Annotated in this window: 16 protein-coding genes and 1 other annotated feature; all 16 genes read left to right on the forward strand. The window is 43.1% G+C overall.

Going from position 1 to position 16,856, the window contains the following annotated elements; genetic code table 11:
* Positions 1-113 precede the first annotated feature (113 nt).
* Complete coding sequence (thrS, locus tag EAE92_RS12615) at positions 114-2,042, forward strand: threonine--tRNA ligase (protein ID WP_036775941.1); 1,929 nt, start codon at positions 114-116, stop codon at positions 2,040-2,042.
* A gap of 3 nt (positions 2,043-2,045) precedes the next feature.
* On the forward strand, positions 2,046-2,585 hold the full coding sequence (gene infC, locus EAE92_RS12620; protein WP_071647077.1) for a translation initiation factor IF-3: 540 nt from the start codon (positions 2,046-2,048) through the stop codon (positions 2,583-2,585).
* Positions 2,586-2,682: 97 nt separating this feature from the next.
* Positions 2,683-2,880: a 50S ribosomal protein L35 gene (gene rpmI, locus EAE92_RS12625; protein ID WP_011146889.1), complete on the forward strand. Its 198-nt coding sequence runs from the start codon at positions 2,683-2,685 to the stop codon at positions 2,878-2,880.
* A gap of 40 nt (positions 2,881-2,920) precedes the next feature.
* Entirely contained in the window at positions 2,921-3,277 is a 357-nt protein-coding gene (gene rplT / locus EAE92_RS12630) for a 50S ribosomal protein L20 (protein WP_214068333.1), read from the forward strand.
* Positions 3,278-3,379: 102 nt separating this feature from the next.
* Positions 3,380-3,504 (forward strand) — a sequence feature (Phe leader region).
* Positions 3,505-3,715: 211 nt separating this feature from the next.
* Positions 3,716-4,699 carry a phenylalanine--tRNA ligase subunit alpha gene (pheS, locus tag EAE92_RS12635; RefSeq protein ID WP_036775936.1) on the forward strand — a complete coding sequence of 328 codons (984 nt, stop codon included), beginning with the start codon at positions 3,716-3,718 and terminating at the stop codon, positions 4,697-4,699.
* Between the two features lie 15 nt (positions 4,700-4,714).
* On the forward strand, positions 4,715-7,102 hold the full coding sequence (gene pheT, locus EAE92_RS12640) for a phenylalanine--tRNA ligase subunit beta (protein WP_214068334.1): 2,388 nt from the start codon (positions 4,715-4,717) through the stop codon (positions 7,100-7,102).
* A gap of 4 nt (positions 7,103-7,106) precedes the next feature.
* Positions 7,107-7,403 (forward strand): integration host factor subunit alpha, encoded by a 297-nt coding sequence (gene ihfA / locus EAE92_RS12645; protein WP_011146885.1) that lies wholly within the window; start codon positions 7,107-7,109, stop codon positions 7,401-7,403.
* A gap of 65 nt (positions 7,404-7,468) precedes the next feature.
* Entirely contained in the window at positions 7,469-8,476 is a 1,008-nt protein-coding gene (gene btuC / locus EAE92_RS12650; protein ID WP_214068335.1) for a vitamin B12 ABC transporter permease BtuC, read from the forward strand.
* Between the two features lie 34 nt (positions 8,477-8,510).
* Positions 8,511-9,257, forward strand: coding sequence for a vitamin B12 ABC transporter ATP-binding protein BtuD (gene btuD / locus EAE92_RS12655; RefSeq protein WP_214068364.1), 747 nt, complete (start codon positions 8,511-8,513; stop codon positions 9,255-9,257).
* Positions 9,258-9,430: 173 nt separating this feature from the next.
* On the forward strand, positions 9,431-10,576 hold the full coding sequence (gene arnB / locus EAE92_RS12660) for a UDP-4-amino-4-deoxy-L-arabinose aminotransferase (RefSeq protein ID WP_214068336.1): 1,146 nt from the start codon (positions 9,431-9,433) through the stop codon (positions 10,574-10,576).
* Positions 10,577-11,554 carry an undecaprenyl-phosphate 4-deoxy-4-formamido-L-arabinose transferase gene (gene arnC / locus EAE92_RS12665; protein WP_040150606.1) on the forward strand — a complete coding sequence of 326 codons (978 nt, stop codon included), beginning with the start codon at positions 10,577-10,579 and terminating at the stop codon, positions 11,552-11,554.
* Positions 11,555-13,537: a bifunctional UDP-4-amino-4-deoxy-L-arabinose formyltransferase/UDP-glucuronic acid oxidase ArnA gene (gene arnA, locus EAE92_RS12670; protein WP_214068337.1), complete on the forward strand. Its 1,983-nt coding sequence runs from the start codon at positions 11,555-11,557 to the stop codon at positions 13,535-13,537.
* Positions 13,537-14,430: a 4-deoxy-4-formamido-L-arabinose-phosphoundecaprenol deformylase gene (gene arnD, locus EAE92_RS12675; protein ID WP_214068338.1), complete on the forward strand. Its 894-nt coding sequence runs from the start codon at positions 13,537-13,539 to the stop codon at positions 14,428-14,430. The genes arnA and arnD overlap by 1 nt, the downstream gene beginning before the upstream one ends.
* 7 nt (positions 14,431-14,437) lie before the next feature.
* Entirely contained in the window at positions 14,438-16,099 is a 1,662-nt protein-coding gene (arnT, locus tag EAE92_RS12680) for a lipid IV(A) 4-amino-4-deoxy-L-arabinosyltransferase (RefSeq protein WP_214068339.1), read from the forward strand.
* Positions 16,096-16,437: a 4-amino-4-deoxy-L-arabinose-phosphoundecaprenol flippase subunit ArnE gene (gene arnE, locus EAE92_RS12685; protein WP_214039430.1), complete on the forward strand. Its 342-nt coding sequence runs from the start codon at positions 16,096-16,098 to the stop codon at positions 16,435-16,437. Before arnT ends, arnE begins: the two co-directional genes overlap by 4 nt.
* The gene (arnF, locus tag EAE92_RS12690) at positions 16,434-16,814 is read left to right on the forward strand and encodes a 4-amino-4-deoxy-L-arabinose-phosphoundecaprenol flippase subunit ArnF (RefSeq protein WP_110090626.1); all 381 of its coding nucleotides are present in this window, start codon (positions 16,434-16,436) and stop codon (positions 16,812-16,814) included. The genes arnE and arnF overlap by 4 nt, the downstream gene beginning before the upstream one ends.
* Positions 16,815-16,856 lie beyond the last annotated feature (42 nt).

Consider the following 16,856-nt stretch of genomic DNA (forward strand, 5'->3'; position numbering starts at 1 on the left):
TACCAAACTTTAATGGATTGACGAGATAATAATTTAAATCGTTATTTTAGTTGAATATCAAACTCCTTCAAGTGACCTTTCGTGTGGGTCACCACTGTAGATAAGGATTTTAAATGCCTGTTGTTACTCTTCCTGACGGTAGCCAACGCCAGTTTGACCGTGCCGTTTCTGTAATGGATGTTGCCTGTGATATTGGTCCGGGTTTAGCGAAAGCATGTATTGCCGGCCGCGTAAATGGTGAGCTAGTGGATGCTTGTGAATTAATCGATTCAGATGCAAATCTTGCCATCATCACCAGTAAAGATGATGCAGGGCTGGAAATTATCCGCCACTCATGCGCTCATCTATTAGGTCATGCGATTAAACAATTATGGCCAGATACGAAAATGGCTATCGGTCCGATTATTGATAATGGTTTTTACTATGATGTTGATATTGGCCGCGCTCTGACGCAGGAAGATATTACGCTGCTTGAAAAGCGTATGTTGGAACTTGCCAAAAAAGACTATGACGTCATCAAGAAAAAAGTGAGCTGGCAAGAAGCTCGTGATACCTTCGTTGCTCGTGGCGAGGATTATAAAGTACAGATTTTGGATGAAAACATCAGTCGTGATGATCGTCCCGGCCTCTATAATCATGAAGAATATATTGACATGTGTCGTGGCCCACATGTGCCAAATATGCGTTTCTGCCACCATTTTAAGTTGCAGAAAGTCGCAGGGGCATATTGGCGTGGTGATAGCAACAATAAAATGTTGCAGCGAATATACGGTACTGCGTGGGCTGATAAGAAACAGCTCAATACTTATCTGCAACGTTTGGAAGAAGCGGCTAAACGTGACCATCGTAAAATTGGTAAACAATTAGATCTGTACCATATGCAGGAAGAAGCTCCTGGTATGGCATTCTGGCATAACGATGGTTGGACTATTTTCCGTGAGCTGGAAACTTTTGTTCGCACTAAACTGAAAGAATACCAATATCAGGAAGTTAAAGGTCCGTTTATGATGGACCGTGTAATGTGGGAAAGAACGGGTCACTGGGAAAACTACGGTGAGCATATGTTTACCACTTCTTCAGAGAACCGTGAATATTGCGTTAAGCCGATGAACTGCCCGGGGCATATTCAGATTTTTAATCAAGGCTTAAAATCCTATCGTGATTTGCCGTTACGTATGGCTGAATTCGGTAGTTGTCACCGTAATGAACCATCGGGGGCATTACATGGTTTGATGCGTGTCCGTGGTTTTACTCAGGATGATGCTCATATCTTCTGCACAGAAGAGCAAATTCACCGGGAAGTCAGCAGTTGCATTAAGATGGTGTATGACGTTTACAGCACTTTTGGTTTTGAAAAAATCGTGGTTAAGCTGTCAACCCGCCCGGAGAAGCGCATTGGTACTGAGGAACAATGGAATCAAGCGGAAGCAGCTTTGGCGGCGGCACTACAAGAAAATGGCGTTCAATTTGAATATCAGCCGGGCGAAGGCGCCTTCTACGGACCGAAAATTGAATTTACTTTGCATGATTGTTTGGATCGTGCGTGGCAATGTGGTACTGTGCAGCTCGACTTTTCACTACCAGGCCGTTTGAGTGCGTCCTACGTAGGTGAAAATAATGAACGTAAGGTTCCTGTAATGATTCACCGTGCGGTTCTAGGTTCACTGGAACGGTTTATCGGCATCCTGACCGAGGAGTATGCGGGTTTCTTCCCGACATGGATTGCTCCACAGCAGGTGGTAGTGATGAATATCACCGATAACCAGGCTGATTATGTACAGGAATTAGTAAAAAAACTTCAAGATGCGGGCATTCGTGCAAAAGCAGACTTGAGAAACGAGAAGATTGGTTTTAAAATCCGTGAACACACTCTTCGTCGTGTTCCCTACATGCTTGTCTGTGGTGAGAAAGAGGTCGAATCAGGAAAAGTTTCCGTTCGTACCCGCCGTGGTAAAGATTTGGGTAGCATTGATGTTAACGAGTTCATCGAAAAACTGCTTATAGAAATACGCAGTCGCAATCTTCATCAATTGGAGGAATAAGGTATTAAAGGCGGAAAAAGAATTCAAACAGCGCGTCCTAATCGCATTAATGGAGAGATTCGCGCTTCTGAAGTTCGTTTAACAGGTTTAGATGGCGAGCAGATTGGCATTGTCAGTCTGAGGGAAGCTCTTGAAAAAGCTGAGGAAGCGGATGTTGATTTAGTTGAAATCAGCCCGAATGCCGAGCCGCCGGTTTGCCGTATTATGGACTACGGCAAGTTCCTCTATGAGAAGAGTAAGTCGATCAAAGAGCAGAAGAAAAAACAAAAAGTTATTCAGGTTAAGGAAATTAAATTCCGTCCTGGTACAGATGAAGGCGACTATCAGGTCAAACTACGCAACCTGATTCGTTTTCTGGAAGATGGCGATAAAGCCAAAATCACCCTGCGTTTCCGTGGGCGTGAGATGGCGCACCAACAGATTGGCGTCGAAATGCTTAACCGCATCCGCGACGATCTGGATGAACTGGCGGTAGTTGAATCCTTCCCTTCGAAGATTGAAGGCCGTCAGATGATAATGGTGCTCGCTCCTAAGAAGAAATAGTTAGGCAATCAAGTAATAAGCTCCAGTCGGTTCATCTGGTTGGGGCTTGTTCGCCTGATTAATTCGTTGTAATTCACAATGCGAAGTGGAAATTAAAATGCCAAAGATTAAAACAGTACGCGGCGCCGCTAAACGCTTTAAAAAAACTGCAAGTGGTGGTTTTAAGCGTAAGCGCGCTAACCTTCGTCACATTCTGACTAAGAAATCAACCAAGCGTAAACGTCATTTACGTCCAAAGGGCATGGTCTCCAAAGGTGATCTGGGCCTGGTTGTTGCTTGCTTGCCGTACGCGTAAGCAATTTTAGATTAGAACTCAGAGACGATAGGAGAAGTATATGGCTCGCGTAAAACGTGGTGTTGTCGCCCGTGCACGTCACAAGAAAATTTTAAAGCAAGCGAAAGGTTACTACGGTGCCCGTTCGCGCGTTTACCGTGTTGCCTTCCAGGCAGTAATCAAAGCAGGGCAGTACGCTTACCGTGACCGTCGTCAGCGGAAACGTCAGTTCCGTCAACTGTGGATTGCACGTATCAACGCTGCTGCACGTCAGAATGGTATCTCTTACAGCCGTTTCATTGATGGTCTGAAAAAGGCTTCTATTGAAATCGACCGTAAGATCCTGGCTGACATCGCTGTGTTTGACAAAGCGGCGTTTGCTGCTTTAGTTGAAAAAGCGAAGAGCACTCTGGCATAAGTTAGGGTAGTAAGGAGGGAGCATGCTCCCTCTTTTACTTTGTTGTCAAATGTGGCTTACAAGAGTGTTGTTGCCGAAACAGAATTTTATTCCGAGAGAACCAACATTATGTCCTTAGCTTTTTTTCGCATCTTTTTTTACTTTAGCACCTGAATTCAGGGGGCTTTGCGCGTAAGAAAAGAAACGAAAAGTAGCGCCTGAGCCTCCGTTGTGGAGGCTTTTTTGTTTTTATGACAGTAAAAGCAGAAATAGGTATACCCTATGGATTTCAAGGTGCGTCGCGACGGTAAGGGAGCGAATCCCCGGGAGCATAGCAAACTATGTGGCCGTGGGAAGCGAGTTCAGCCAACAAAGAGGCAACTTGAAAGATAACGGGTATATATAAGGTCATTAACGATCATTACTAGCAGGCCGTTAGGCCGAAGGAAGAGGAAAACGATGCCACATCTCGCTGAACTGGTTGCAAAAGCAAGAGCAGCCATAGAAGATGCCCAGGATGTTGCTGCGTTGGATTTGGTGCGTGTTGAATATTTAGGCAAAAAAGGCCATTTAACTCTCCAAATGTCATCGCTGCGTGATCTGCCGGTCGAAGAACGTCCAGCAGCAGGGGCGGTTATTAATCAGGCTAAGCAGGAAGTTCTGGAATCTCTGAATATCCGTAAAGAAAAACTGGAGACTGACCTTCTGAACTTCCGTTTAGCAGCGGAAAAGATTGATGTATCATTGCCCGGTCGCCGTATGGAAAATGGCGGACTACATCCGGTTAACCGCACAATAGAGCGTATTGAAACTTTCTTTGGTGAATTAGGGTTTTCTGTAGAATCAGGCCCTGAGATTGAAGATGATTATCATAATTTCGATGCGCTGAATATTCCAGCTCACCATCCCGCCCGTGCTGATCATGATACTTTCTGGTTTGATGCCAAACGTCTGTTGCGTACTCAGACTTCAGGTGTTCAGGTTAGAACTATGCACAGTCAACAGCCGCCAATTCGCGTCATTGCACCGGGTCGCGTGTATCGTAATGACTACGATCAGACACACACACCCATGTTCCATCAGGTAGAAGGTTTAATTATTGATCGTGATATCAGTTTTACCAATCTGAAAGGAACGTTGCACGATTTCCTGACTAACTTTTTTGAAGAAGATTTGCAGGTTCGTTTCCGGCCTTCTTACTTTCCATTTACAGAACCTTCGGCGGAAGTTGATGTCATGGGTAAAAATGGCAAATGGCTGGAAGTATTGGGTTGCGGTATGGTTCATCCCAATGTATTGCATAATGTTGGCCTTGATCCTGAAATTTATTCTGGTTTTGCTTTCGGTATGGGGGTGGAGCGCCTGACAATGTTACGTTACGGTGTAACTGATTTGCGTGCGTTCTTCGAAAATGATCTGCGTTTTCTCAAACAGTTTAAATAAAGGCGGGAATATCTCATGAAATTCAGTGAACTCTGGTTACGCGAATGGGTAAACCCAGCCATTAGCAGTGAAGTATTATCTGATCAAATTACCATGATAGGTCTGGAAGTTGATGGCGTTGAAGCCGTTGCCGGTCAATTTCATGGTGTAGTTGTCGGTGAAGTTGTTCAATGTGCCCAGCATCCAAATGCAGATAAGCTACGGGTAACAAAAGTGAATGTCGGTGGTGAACGGCTGCTGGACATTGTTTGTGGTGCGCCAAATTGCCGCTTGGGGTTGAAAGTTGCAGTAGCAACTGTGGGTGCTGTATTACCGGGTGACTTTAAAATCAAGGCGGCAAAACTGCGAGGTGAGCCTTCCGAAGGGATGCTATGTTCTTTTTCTGAACTGGGTATTTCTGAGGATCACGACGGTATTATTGAATTGCCGATTGATGCTCCTTTAGGTGTTGATCTGCGTGAATATTTGAAGCTGGATGATAAAGTCATTGAAATTAGTATTACGCCTAATCGCGCTGACTGCCTAAGTATTATAGGGGTTGCGCGTGATGTGGCGGTTGCTAATAAAATGCCCCTATCTGAGCCACAAATTGAAGCAGTAAAACCGACAACAGATGCTGTTTTCCCTATTCGTGTTGAAGCAACAGAAGCTTGCCCACGTTACCTGGGACGAGTAATTAAAAACATTAATGTGAAAGCGACAACACCACAGTGGATGCGTGAAAAATTACGTCGTGGTGGTATCCGTTCCATCGACCCGATTGTCGATGTAACTAACTATGTATTGCTTGAATTAGGTCAACCGTTGCATGCGTTTGATCTGGAACGCTTGAATGGCTCAATCACTGTGCGTATGGCGAAGCAGGATGAAAAATTGGTGCTGCTGGATGGTACAGAAGCCAACCTTTCTACTGATACGTTAGTTATTTCTGATGAAAAACAAGCTGTTGCAATGGCAGGTATTTTTGGCGGTGAACATTCAGGTGTGAATGAAGAGACGCAAAATATTTTACTTGAATGCGCATTTTTCGCCCCTTTAGCGATTGCTGGCCGTGCTCGTCGTTATGGTTTACACACTGATGCTTCTCACCGCTATGAACGTGGAGTTGATCCTCAGCTACAACACAAAGCAATAGAGAGAGCGACTCAACTGCTGATTGATGTTTGTGGTGGTGAAGCCGGTCCAATTATTGATGTTACTGATGAATCTCAATTGCCACAGCCTGCGACAATCACATTACGTCGTGAAAAACTGGATCGTTTGATTGGTCACTGTATACCTGATGAACAGGTTGGTGACATCCTGACCCGTTTAGGTTGCAAGGTCACTATTCAGGAAAATGGCTGGCAAGCGGTTGCGCCAAGCTGGCGTTTTGATATGGAGTTGGAAGAAGATCTGGTGGAAGAAGTTGCCCGTATCTACGGTTATAACAATATTCCAGATGTACCGATGCGTGCCGATCTTATCATGAAAAAACATCGTGAAGCGGATCTTTCCCTGCAACGAGTTAAAACGATGCTGGTTGACAGAGGTTATCAAGAAGCGATTACTTATAGCTTTGTTGATCCCAAAATTCAGGCACTGTTACATCCACAGCAACAAGCGTTGATGCTGCCTAACCCAATTTCAGCGGATATGTCAGCAATGCGTTTATCTCTACTGACGGGTTTGCTAACGACAGTGGTATATAACCAGAACCGCCAGCAAAACCGTGTGCGCTTGTTTGAAACGGGTTTGCGTTTTGTTCCTGATGAAAATGCGGAGCAGGGCATTCGTCAGGAGCTGATGTTAGGGGGAGTCATTACCGGCAATCGTTTTGAAGAACATTGGTCACTGGACAAACAGTCAGTTGATTTCTTCGATATGAAAGGCGATTTGGAAGCTGTTCTGGAGTTAACCGGAAAATTATCTAAGATTTCTTTTAGAGCAGATGTAAATCCGGCGTTGCACCCAGGTCAAAGCGCCGGGATTTATTTGGAAAATGAATACATCGGATATATTGGTGTAGTTCACCCGGAATTGGAACGTAAACTTGACTTAAATGGCCGCACAGTGGTATTCGAAGTACTCTGGAACAAGTTGGCAAGCCGCGTGATTCCTGATGCGAAAGAGATTTCACGTTTCCCGTCAAACCGTCGTGATATTGCGATCGTGGTGCCTGAAAATATTGCTGTAGAAGATGTTCTGGCTGAGTGCAAGAAAGTTGGCGTAAATCATATAGTTGGCATAAACTTGTTTGACGTGTATTGTGGTAAAGGTGTAGCAGAGGGTCATAAGAGCCTTGCTATAAGTTTTATCTTGCAGGATACCGCGCGTACACTGGAAGAAGAAGAGATTGCTGCGACTGTGAATAGATGTGTTGCAGTGCTGAAACAGCGATTCCAAGCATCCTTGAGGGACTGAACTTATGGCGCTTACTAAAGCTGAAATGTCAGAAAATCTGTTTGAGAAACTGGGAATTAGCAAGCGTGATGCTAAAGATCTGGTTGAATTATTCTTTGAAGAAGTGCGTCGTTCTTTGGAGAATGGTGAGCAGGTAAAATTGTCTGGATTTGGCAACTTTGATTTACGGGATAAAAACCAACGTCCGGGGCGTAATCCTAAGACTGGTGAGGACATTCCGATTACAGCTCGCCGAGTAGTGACATTCCGTCCTGGTCAGAAGTTAAAAAGCAGGGTTGAGAAAGCCACGCCTAAAGAATAATCAAAAAGGCCGCATCAATAGCGGCCTTTTTCTTAAACGATCCTCCCTCATGAGCTTGATTTACCATGCAACCCATCTCTTCCATCACTGAATTAGTGACTCGCCAGAAAAAGCGTGATTATCGTTTTCTGGCGATTCTCACTTGTTTATTTTTATTGGTTTTTTTTCTCTCACTCTGTGCCGGAGAAAATTGGATCTGGCCTGATAAATGGTTTTCTGAAACCGGTCAGTTGTTTGTGTGGCAATTGCGTTTTCCCCGTGTATTAGCTGTAGTTGCTGTGGGTGCGAGCTTGACTGTGGCGGGCGCCGTAATGCAGGCGCTGTTTGAAAACCCGTTGGCGGAACCTGGGCTATTAGGCGTCAGTAATGGCGCTGGCGTGGTGGTGGTATTTCTGGTGTTGATGTTTCATGGTATTGCGCCATTTTGGTTACTAAGTATTAGCGCTGTGCTCGGAGCGTTGACTGTCACAATGATATTGCTGACTTTTGCAAGAAAGCGTTATTTGAATAATGCCCGTTTATTATTGGTAGGGGTTGCTTTTGGTGTCGTTTCAGGTGCGTTAATGACCTGGATGGTTTATTTCAGTACTAGCCTGGACTTACGTCAGCTAATGTATTGGATGATGGGAAGTTTCAGTGGAATAGACTGGCGGCAGCAATGGTTAGTAGTCGCTTTGTTTCCTTTGATCGTTTGGTTGAGCAGGCAAGGAAAAGTACTTAATTTTCTTTCACTGGGAGAAACACAGGCTCAACAGTTAGGTATCTCGCTTTACTATTGGCGTAATTTATTTGTATTTGCTGTTGGGTTATTGGTCGGATTAAGCGTTGCACTTGCTGGAACAATCAGCTTTATTGGTTTGGTTATTCCACATATTTTACGTTTATGTGGTCTGACAGATTATAAAACACTACTGCCTGCCTGTGTTCTATCCGGTGGTTGTGGATTATTGCTGGCTGATTTATTTTCTCGCCTTAGCTTGAATAATGCAGAAGTGCCGATTGGCGTTGTGACTGCGACACTGGGTGCGCCGGTATTTATTTGGTTATTATTGAGAGTCAGAGACTGGAGTTAAAAAAGTGGACAATGTGAAAGTGACCAATCAGTTGATGTCTCTCAGCCAAGTATCAGTACGAAACAGATTAATGCCGCTGACAGCGTTGGTGCAACAAGGTGAACAGGTACATCTCATTGGGCCGAATGGTTCAGGAAAAAGTACATTACTGGCCTGTATGGCCGGTATTTTACCCTATAGTGGCGCCATCAATTTGCAACAAAAATGTCTTAGTCAATATAGTCACTGCCAGTTAGCACGGCACAGAGCATGGCTTAGTCAGCAAATTTCTTCTGTGCCGATAATGCCGGTTTTTCAATATCTGCAACTGTACTTAGCTGCCCATCTTGTTAATTGTGACAGTGTGTTGTCAGAACTTTGCTCCTTTTTTAAGTTGGGAAAACTTCTGGAGACACCTGTAGGTCATCTATCTGGTGGTGAATGGCAAAGGGTGCGATTAACAGGGGTTTTTTTGCAAGTCTGGCCGACAATCAATTCGGAAGGCAAATTATTGCTCTTGGATGAGCCTACGAATAATCTTGACATCACTCAGGTAGCCGCACTTGATCTATTAATAAAGAAATTTTGTGAACTCGGTGGAACCGTAGTCATGAGTGGTCATGATCTCAATCATAGCTATGATAAAGCTGATCGGATCTGGTTGCTTGCTAATGGAGCACTAGTTGCGAATGGAAAACCGGATGAGGTAATGAAAGAAAATACGCTCTCTAAAGTTTTTGCTGCTGACATCAAATGTGTGCCAGAAAGGACAGATAAGTATTGGCGGGTTTTCTTACCTTAATTATAGTCCCGCCGTATGTGCCTACCGTGAATCTGTACGTACCGTAGATCTGTACGTACTGTAGATATATAGTAATTTCCACTTAATTTGTTAAATCATACCTGTGTTTACGATTCGTTAAAATATAGTCATCTAATATATCGTTATATTATGAATGAATTGGACTGTGTTTTATGGATCGTTTTCTTCCATTTTCTCGTCCTGCGATAGGTGATGAAGAAATTCAGGCAGTAGAAAAGGTTCTTCGTTCGGGTTGGATTACAACAGGCCCGCAAAATCATCAATTGGAACAGGACTTTTGCCGCATGTTTGGTTGTAAACATGCGGTTGCATTGGCCTCTGCAACGGCGGGTATGCATCTGACGCTAATGGCGTTGGGAATTGGCCCTGGTGACGAAGTGATTACACCATCTCAAACTTGGGTTTCCACAATAAATATGATCTGCTTGCTTGGTGCTGAACCGATCATGATTGATGTTGATCGTCATACGTTAATGGTCGACGCGCAGGCAGTAAAAAAGGCGATTACTTCCAAAACCAAAGCGATTATTCCTGTTCATTATGCCGGTGCGCCTTGTGATTTAGATGCATTGCGTGGGATTGCTCAAGAGGCGGGTATTCCATTGATTGAAGACGCGGCTCATGCATTAGGAACCCGTTATAAGAGTGAATGGATTGGTGAGCATGGTACTGCGATTTTTTCTTTTCATGCCATAAAAAATGCCACTTGTGCGGAAGGGGGGTTAATTGCTACTGATAATAATGAACTTATTGAACGAATTCGGTGTCTAAAGTTTCATGGATTGGGTATTGATGCTTTTGATCGTCAAATACAAGGCAGGAGACCACAGGCAGAAGTTGTAGAACCGGGCTACAAATATAATTTATCTGATATTCATGCTGCGATTGCTGTTGTGCAATTAAGTAAATTGGAATCAATGAATATTCGCCGTCGGCAAATTGTTGCCCGCTATTCAGCGGCATTAAAAGATTCGCCTTTGCAGATGTTAAGTGTGCCTAATTATGAGCATATGCATGCACATCATCTATTTATGGTGCGGGTTGATAAGGATGTTTGTGGCATTGATCGCGATACGTTAATGGAACGTTTGAAAGAGAAAAATATTGGTACAGGTTTGCATTTCAGGGCTGCGCATACACAAAAATATTATCGGGATCGGTATCCGAAATTGTCATTACCCGAATCAGAATGGAATTCAGTAACACTTTGTTCATTGCCGCTCTTTCCTGATATGAGTAATGACGATGTGGATTATGTTATTGATGTTTTACAAGAAATTATTTCGGAGCACAGATAAGTGTTATTTGAACAAATTAAAAAAGTTTCTGTTGTTATTCCGGTTTATAACGAAGAAGAAAGTTTACCTCTTTTATTGGAAAGAACCTTAGCGGCCTGTAAACAATTGACTCAGGAATATGAACTTATTCTTGTCGATGATGGTAGTAGTGATAGATCTGCGGAAATTCTGATTCAGGCTGCGGAACAATATGAAAATCATATTGTTGCAATTTTACTTAACCGTAATTATGGTCAGCATTCAGCGATTATGGCGGGGTTTAATCAGGTCAATGGCGATTTAATTATTACGCTCGATGCCGATTTGCAAAATCCGCCAGAGGAGATCCCCCGTCTGGTTAAAACGGCTGAACAAGGTTATGACGTTGTGGGTACTCGCCGGGCTAATCGGCAGGATTCTCTGTTTCGTAAAACAGCTTCAAAACTCATCAATGCACTGATTACTAAGGCAACAGGCCGCTCTATGGGAGATTATGGCTGTATGCTCCGTGCCTATCGTCGCCATATTGTTGAAGCTATGTTGCAGTGCCATGAGCGCAGCACCTTTATTCCTATTCTGGCAAACACGTTTGCTCGTAAAACCATTGAGATTGATGTCGCTCATGCAGAGCGTGAATTTGGCGATTCTAAATATAGCTTCATGAAGCTGATTAATCTGATGTATGACTTGCTGACCTGTCTGACAACCGCGCCTTTGCGTTTGTTAAGCGTCGTAGGCAGTGTGATTGCAGTTTCTGGTTTTTTGCTGGCTGTATTATTGGTGGTTTTACGTTTGATTTTTGGCGCCATATGGGCAGCAGAAGGGGTATTTACTCTATTTGCCATCCTTTTCATGTTTATTGGTGCGCAGTTCGTCGCGATGGGTTTATTAGGTGAATACATAGGCCGTATCTATAACGATGTTCGGGCGCGCCCACGTTATTTTATTCAAAAAGTGGTCGGAAATAAAAAGACCAACAACAACCAGGAAGAGTACTAAATGAAAGCAATTGTATTTGCCTATCATGATATCGGCTGTATCGGGATCAATGCCTTAACTAAAGCGGGTTTTGATATTCAGGCGGTATTTACCCATACAGATGATCCTAATGAAAACCATTTTTTCTCTTCTGTTGCCCGTTTAAGCGCAGATTTAGGACTACCGGTTTTTGCGCCAGAGAATGTCAACCATCCACTTTGGATTGAACGTATCCGGGAACTAAAACCTGATGTGATTTTCTCTTTTTATTACCGAAATATGCTGAGCGAGGATATTTTATCGCTGGCGAGCACAGGCGCATTTAATCTGCATGGTTCACTGTTGCCAAAATACCGTGGTCGCGCCCCGATTAACTGGGCGATTTTAAATGGTGAAGTGGAAACCGGTGTAACCTTGCATAAAATGGTGTTGAAACCTGATGCCGGGGATATTATCGCTCAACACAAGGTTGCGATTGCAGAAACAGATACCGCGTTGGCTTTGCACGGTAAAATTCGTGAGGCAGCGGAAAAACTGCTTAATCACATATTACCTCAGATTAAAGCAGGAACTTATCCAGCGATACCTCAAGATGAAAGTCAGGCGACTTACTTTGGGCGTCGTACTGCTGCGGATGGTGAGATTGACTGGCGCAAATCAGCCGCTGAAATTAACAATCTTGTCAGGGCAGTGACTGAGCCATATCCGGGGGCGTTTACTTTCTTAGGTGAACGTAAGATTACTATCTGGCGCGCCTCTCCATTGAATGAGATTCATGATAAACAACCGGGAACAGTATTATCGGTAGATCCGTTAATTATTGCCTGTGGAGAAGGCGCGTTAGAAATTATCAATGGGCAGAGTGAATCGGGGTTATATGTTCAGGGCCATCGTCTGGCGGTAGATATGAGCATGGTGACTGATATCCGTGTTGGTCCAAAGGCAACCGCCCAAATTAGTCACCGGAAACGTGTATTAATTCTCGGTGTAAATGGCTTTATCGGTAATCATCTAACAGAACGTCTATTACGTGATGGCAACTATGATATTTATGGTATGGATATCGGTTCTTCCGCTATTGAGCGTTTTATTGGTAATCCGCGTTTCCATTTCATCGAAGGTGATGTCAATATCCATACTGAATGGATCGAATATCACATTAAAAAGTGTGATGTTGTTTTGCCATTAGTAGCCATTGCGACTCCAATTGAATATACCCGTAATCCGCTGCGTGTATTTGAATTAGATTTTGAAGAGAATCTAAAAATTGTCCGTTATTGCGTTAAATACAATAAACGGATTATTTTCCCATCCACATCAGAAGTTTATGGCATGTGTGATGATAAAGAATTTGATGAAGATGATTCTCGTCTGATCGTTGGTCCGATCAACAAACAGCGTTGGATCTATTCTGTATCAAAACAATTGCTAGATCGTGTTATTTGGGCATATGGTGAGAAAGAAGGACTCAAATTCACGCTATTTCGTCCATTTAACTGGATGGGGCCACGTTTGGATAATTTGAACTCCGCGCGTATCGGCAGTTCCAGAGCGATCACACAATTAATATTGAACTTAGTTGAAGGTTCACCGATCAAACTAGTGGATGGTGGTGAACAGAAACGCTGTTTTACTGATATTAATGATGGTATTGAGGCGCTGTTCCGTATTATTGAAAACCGGGATGGGTTATGTGACAGTCAAATTATCAATATTGGCAATCCAACTAATGAAGCCAGTATTCGTCAATTAGCGGAAATATTACTTGATAGCTTTGAAAACCATGAATTGAGAGATCATTTTCCTCCGTTTGCTGGATTTAAAAAGATTGAAAGCGGCAGTTACTACGGAAAAGGTTATCAGGATGTTGAACACCGTAAACCAAGTATTAGAAACGCGGAGCGGTTATTAGGTTGGAAGCCAACCATCGACATGAAACAGACGATAAATGAAACACTGGATTTCTTCTTGCGTGGCGCAGTGGAAGAATTAGGGAAAAATTAATGAAACAAGTTGGCTTGAGAGTTGATGTGGATACCTATCAAGGAACCGTTGAAGGGGTGCCGCAATTACTCAAGATTTTGGCAAAACATCAGATTCAGGCCAGTTTTTTCTTTAGTGTTGGGCCGGATAATATGGGGCGCCATTTGTGGCGTCTTTTACGGCCGAAATTCTTATGGAAAATGTTGAGGTCAAATGCAGCATCTCTATATGGTCTTGATATTTTACTGGCGGGAACGGCATGGCCGGGTAAGAAGATCGCTAAGGATTTAGGCTATTTGATGAAACAAACTCTGGATGCAGGCCATGAAGTGGGTCTGCATGCTTGGGATCATCAGTGTTGGCAGGCGAAAGTCGACCGTTGGTCAGAAGCTCAGTTGACAGAGCAGGTTAAACTGGGGGTGGATGCATTGGTACAGGCAATTGGCCAACGGGTAACTTGCTCTGCTGTTGCGGGTTGGCGGGCTGATGAACGCGTACTCGCGGTAAAGCAACAGTTTGGTTTTGATTACAACAGCGATTGTCGGGGAACTCATCCATTCAGGCCCATTTTGCCTGATGGTACTCTTGGTACTGTGCAAATTCCGGTGACGTTGCCAACTTATGACGAAGTGATAGGAATTCAGGTTAAAGATGAAGATTTTAACCAATTTATCCTTGATAAGATGAAAAACAGCCAGGGAGTTCCGGTATATACCATCCATACGGAAGTTGAAGGGATGTCCAAGTCCACAGAATTTGCAACGCTGTTGGAAATGGTTCATCAGGAAAACATACAATTTTGTGCATTGAGTCATCTGCTGCCTGAAAATAAACAGCGACTTCCTGTCGGGAGAATTATTCGTTCCGAATTTCCCGGTAGAGAAGGATGGTTAGGATGCCAACAAGAGGTTTAACTTATCTATGTTAAATAACCGGGCGTGTAAAGTGGGGGCCTTTCTGATGGCTCTTTTTTTTATCCTCACCTATTTATTACCCCTTAATGGCCGTCTGCTATGGCAGCCTGATGAAACCCGTTACGCAGAAATTAGCCGAGAAATGCTGCAACGAGGGGATTGGATTGTTCCGTATTTGCTGGATATTCGCTATTTTGAAAAACCAGTAGCGGGTTATTGGATTAATAATATTAGCCAATGGATCTTCGGTGATAATAATTTTGCTGTTCGTTTTGGGTCGGTTTTCTGTATTTTTATCAGCGCGATTTTATTATATCGACTTGCTATGATGATGTGGCATAACCGGCATATTGCTTTTGCCGCCAGCCTTATTTACATCTCAATGTTTCTGGTATTTGCCATTGGCACTTATAGCGTACTCGATCCAATGTTTTCTTTATGGATAACGGCTGCCATGATATCTAGCTTCTGGGCGTTAAAATCCGATTGTAACAAACAGCGGATTATGGCATATCTGGTACTGGGCTTATGCTGTGGTATGGGATTTATGACCAAGGGATTTCTGGCATTGGCCGTTCCGGTCATTGCGATGTTGCCCATTGTCATTTATCAGAAGCGGGTTCTGCAAATAATATACTTTGGCCCACTTGCCATTATTTCGGCGGTAGCAATCAGTTTGCCGTGGGTGATTGCGGTTGCCCAACGGGAGCCTGACTATTGGCATTATTTCTTCTGGATTGAGCATATTAAGCGTTTTTCTTCCGATGACGCACAGCATATTGCACCATTCTGGTATTACATACCGATTCTTATTCTTGGTGTGATTCCGTGGTTGGGATTATTACCCGGCGCGGTGATTAAAGGTTGGAAAGAGAGAAAATCCAATCCTGAAATGTTTTTTCTACTTTGCTGGTTTGTCGTACCATTTTTATTTTTCAGTATCGCGAAAGGAAAACTGCCGACCTATATCTTGCCTTGCATGGCGCCATTGGCAATGATGATGGCTAAATTTGGCGTTGATTGCGTAAGAGATGGCAAAATGAAATTGCTGAAGATCAATGGAATGGTTAACGTATTGATTGGTCTGATGGCGGTAATGATTCTATTTGCTATGGAAGCAGTAACAAAACACTCTTTATATCAACCATCAGAATGGCCTAAATGGGTTTTAGCGATTGTTGCTTTTGGTATTTGGGGAATTATTGGTTATCTGTGTTTTGCGTTGAATGGAAAATACTGGTTGTGGTCGGCATTTTGTTCCATAGTTGTCAGTTTAGTGATAGGTAATGCGTTGCCTGAGAATACCGTTAATTCTAAATTACCGCAAAGTTTTATTAAGTTACATCATCAGGACCTTGCAGACAGTCGGTACATTCTATCGGAAAGTGTTGGTCTTGCAACCACGGTGGCTTGGGAGATGAAGCGTAGCGATATTTATATGCTTGAGAATTGGGGTGAATTGGAATATGGGTTGAATTATCCAGATAGCCGATATCGATATATCAGTTATAAAGATTTTCCACAATGGTTAGAGAAAGCGCGTAAAGAAGGGCGGGTATCAGTACTGTTTCATTTATATAAAAATGAAAAATTACCTGATTTGCCAAAAGCGGATCACATTAATCGCAATTATCGCTTTGCTATTTTAGTTTATGAGAAGCGACCATGATAAATTTCACTTTATTGTTGCTGGTTAGCTTACTGACATGTGCTGGTCAGTTATGTCAGAAACAGGCTGTGATATGTTGGCAGAGTGATATTTATCAGCGGGTATCTGCGCTGAAATGGTTGATAGGGGCTGTGATTCTATTGGCTGTTGGCATGTTATTCTGGCTTCGTCTATTGCAGATATTGCCATTAGGAATTGCTTATCCCATGTTAAGTATAAATTTTATTATGGTCACGTTAGCGGGGAAATTTTTCTATCAGGAGAAAGCAGGCAGAAAACATTGGAGTGGAGTTGTATTTATCATGTTAGGAATTTTGCTGATGAGCTTGAATGAATGAAAGGTTATATTTGGGGGTTAGTTAGCGTATTACTGGTGACAATAGCCCAGTTATTACTGAAATGGGGTGTTGTCAATTTACCGGCATTGAATCTTGGCTTGCATTGGTTTGATATTGAGTGGCTGTGGAGTCATCGCCATTCCCTGATGATGGTAATGGCCGGTCTGGCCGGATATCTATTATCTATGCTGTGCTGGTTATTCACGTTAAAATATTTACCATTAAATAAAGCCTATCCGTTAATAAGCTTAAGTTATGTATTTGTCTATTTAATGGCGGCTTTATTGCCTTGGTTTAATGAAACCATCACATTATTGAAAACTGCGGGTGTCATTTTCATTTTGTGTGGTGTCTGGTTGATTAGCCGTCCAGAATGAAGAATATTTAACTGTTTTACTTAAAGTACAACCTTGTTTTTT

The organism is Photorhabdus hainanensis, assembly GCF_018448965.1.
Taxonomy (GTDB): Bacteria; Pseudomonadota; Gammaproteobacteria; order Enterobacterales; family Enterobacteriaceae; genus Photorhabdus; species Photorhabdus akhurstii.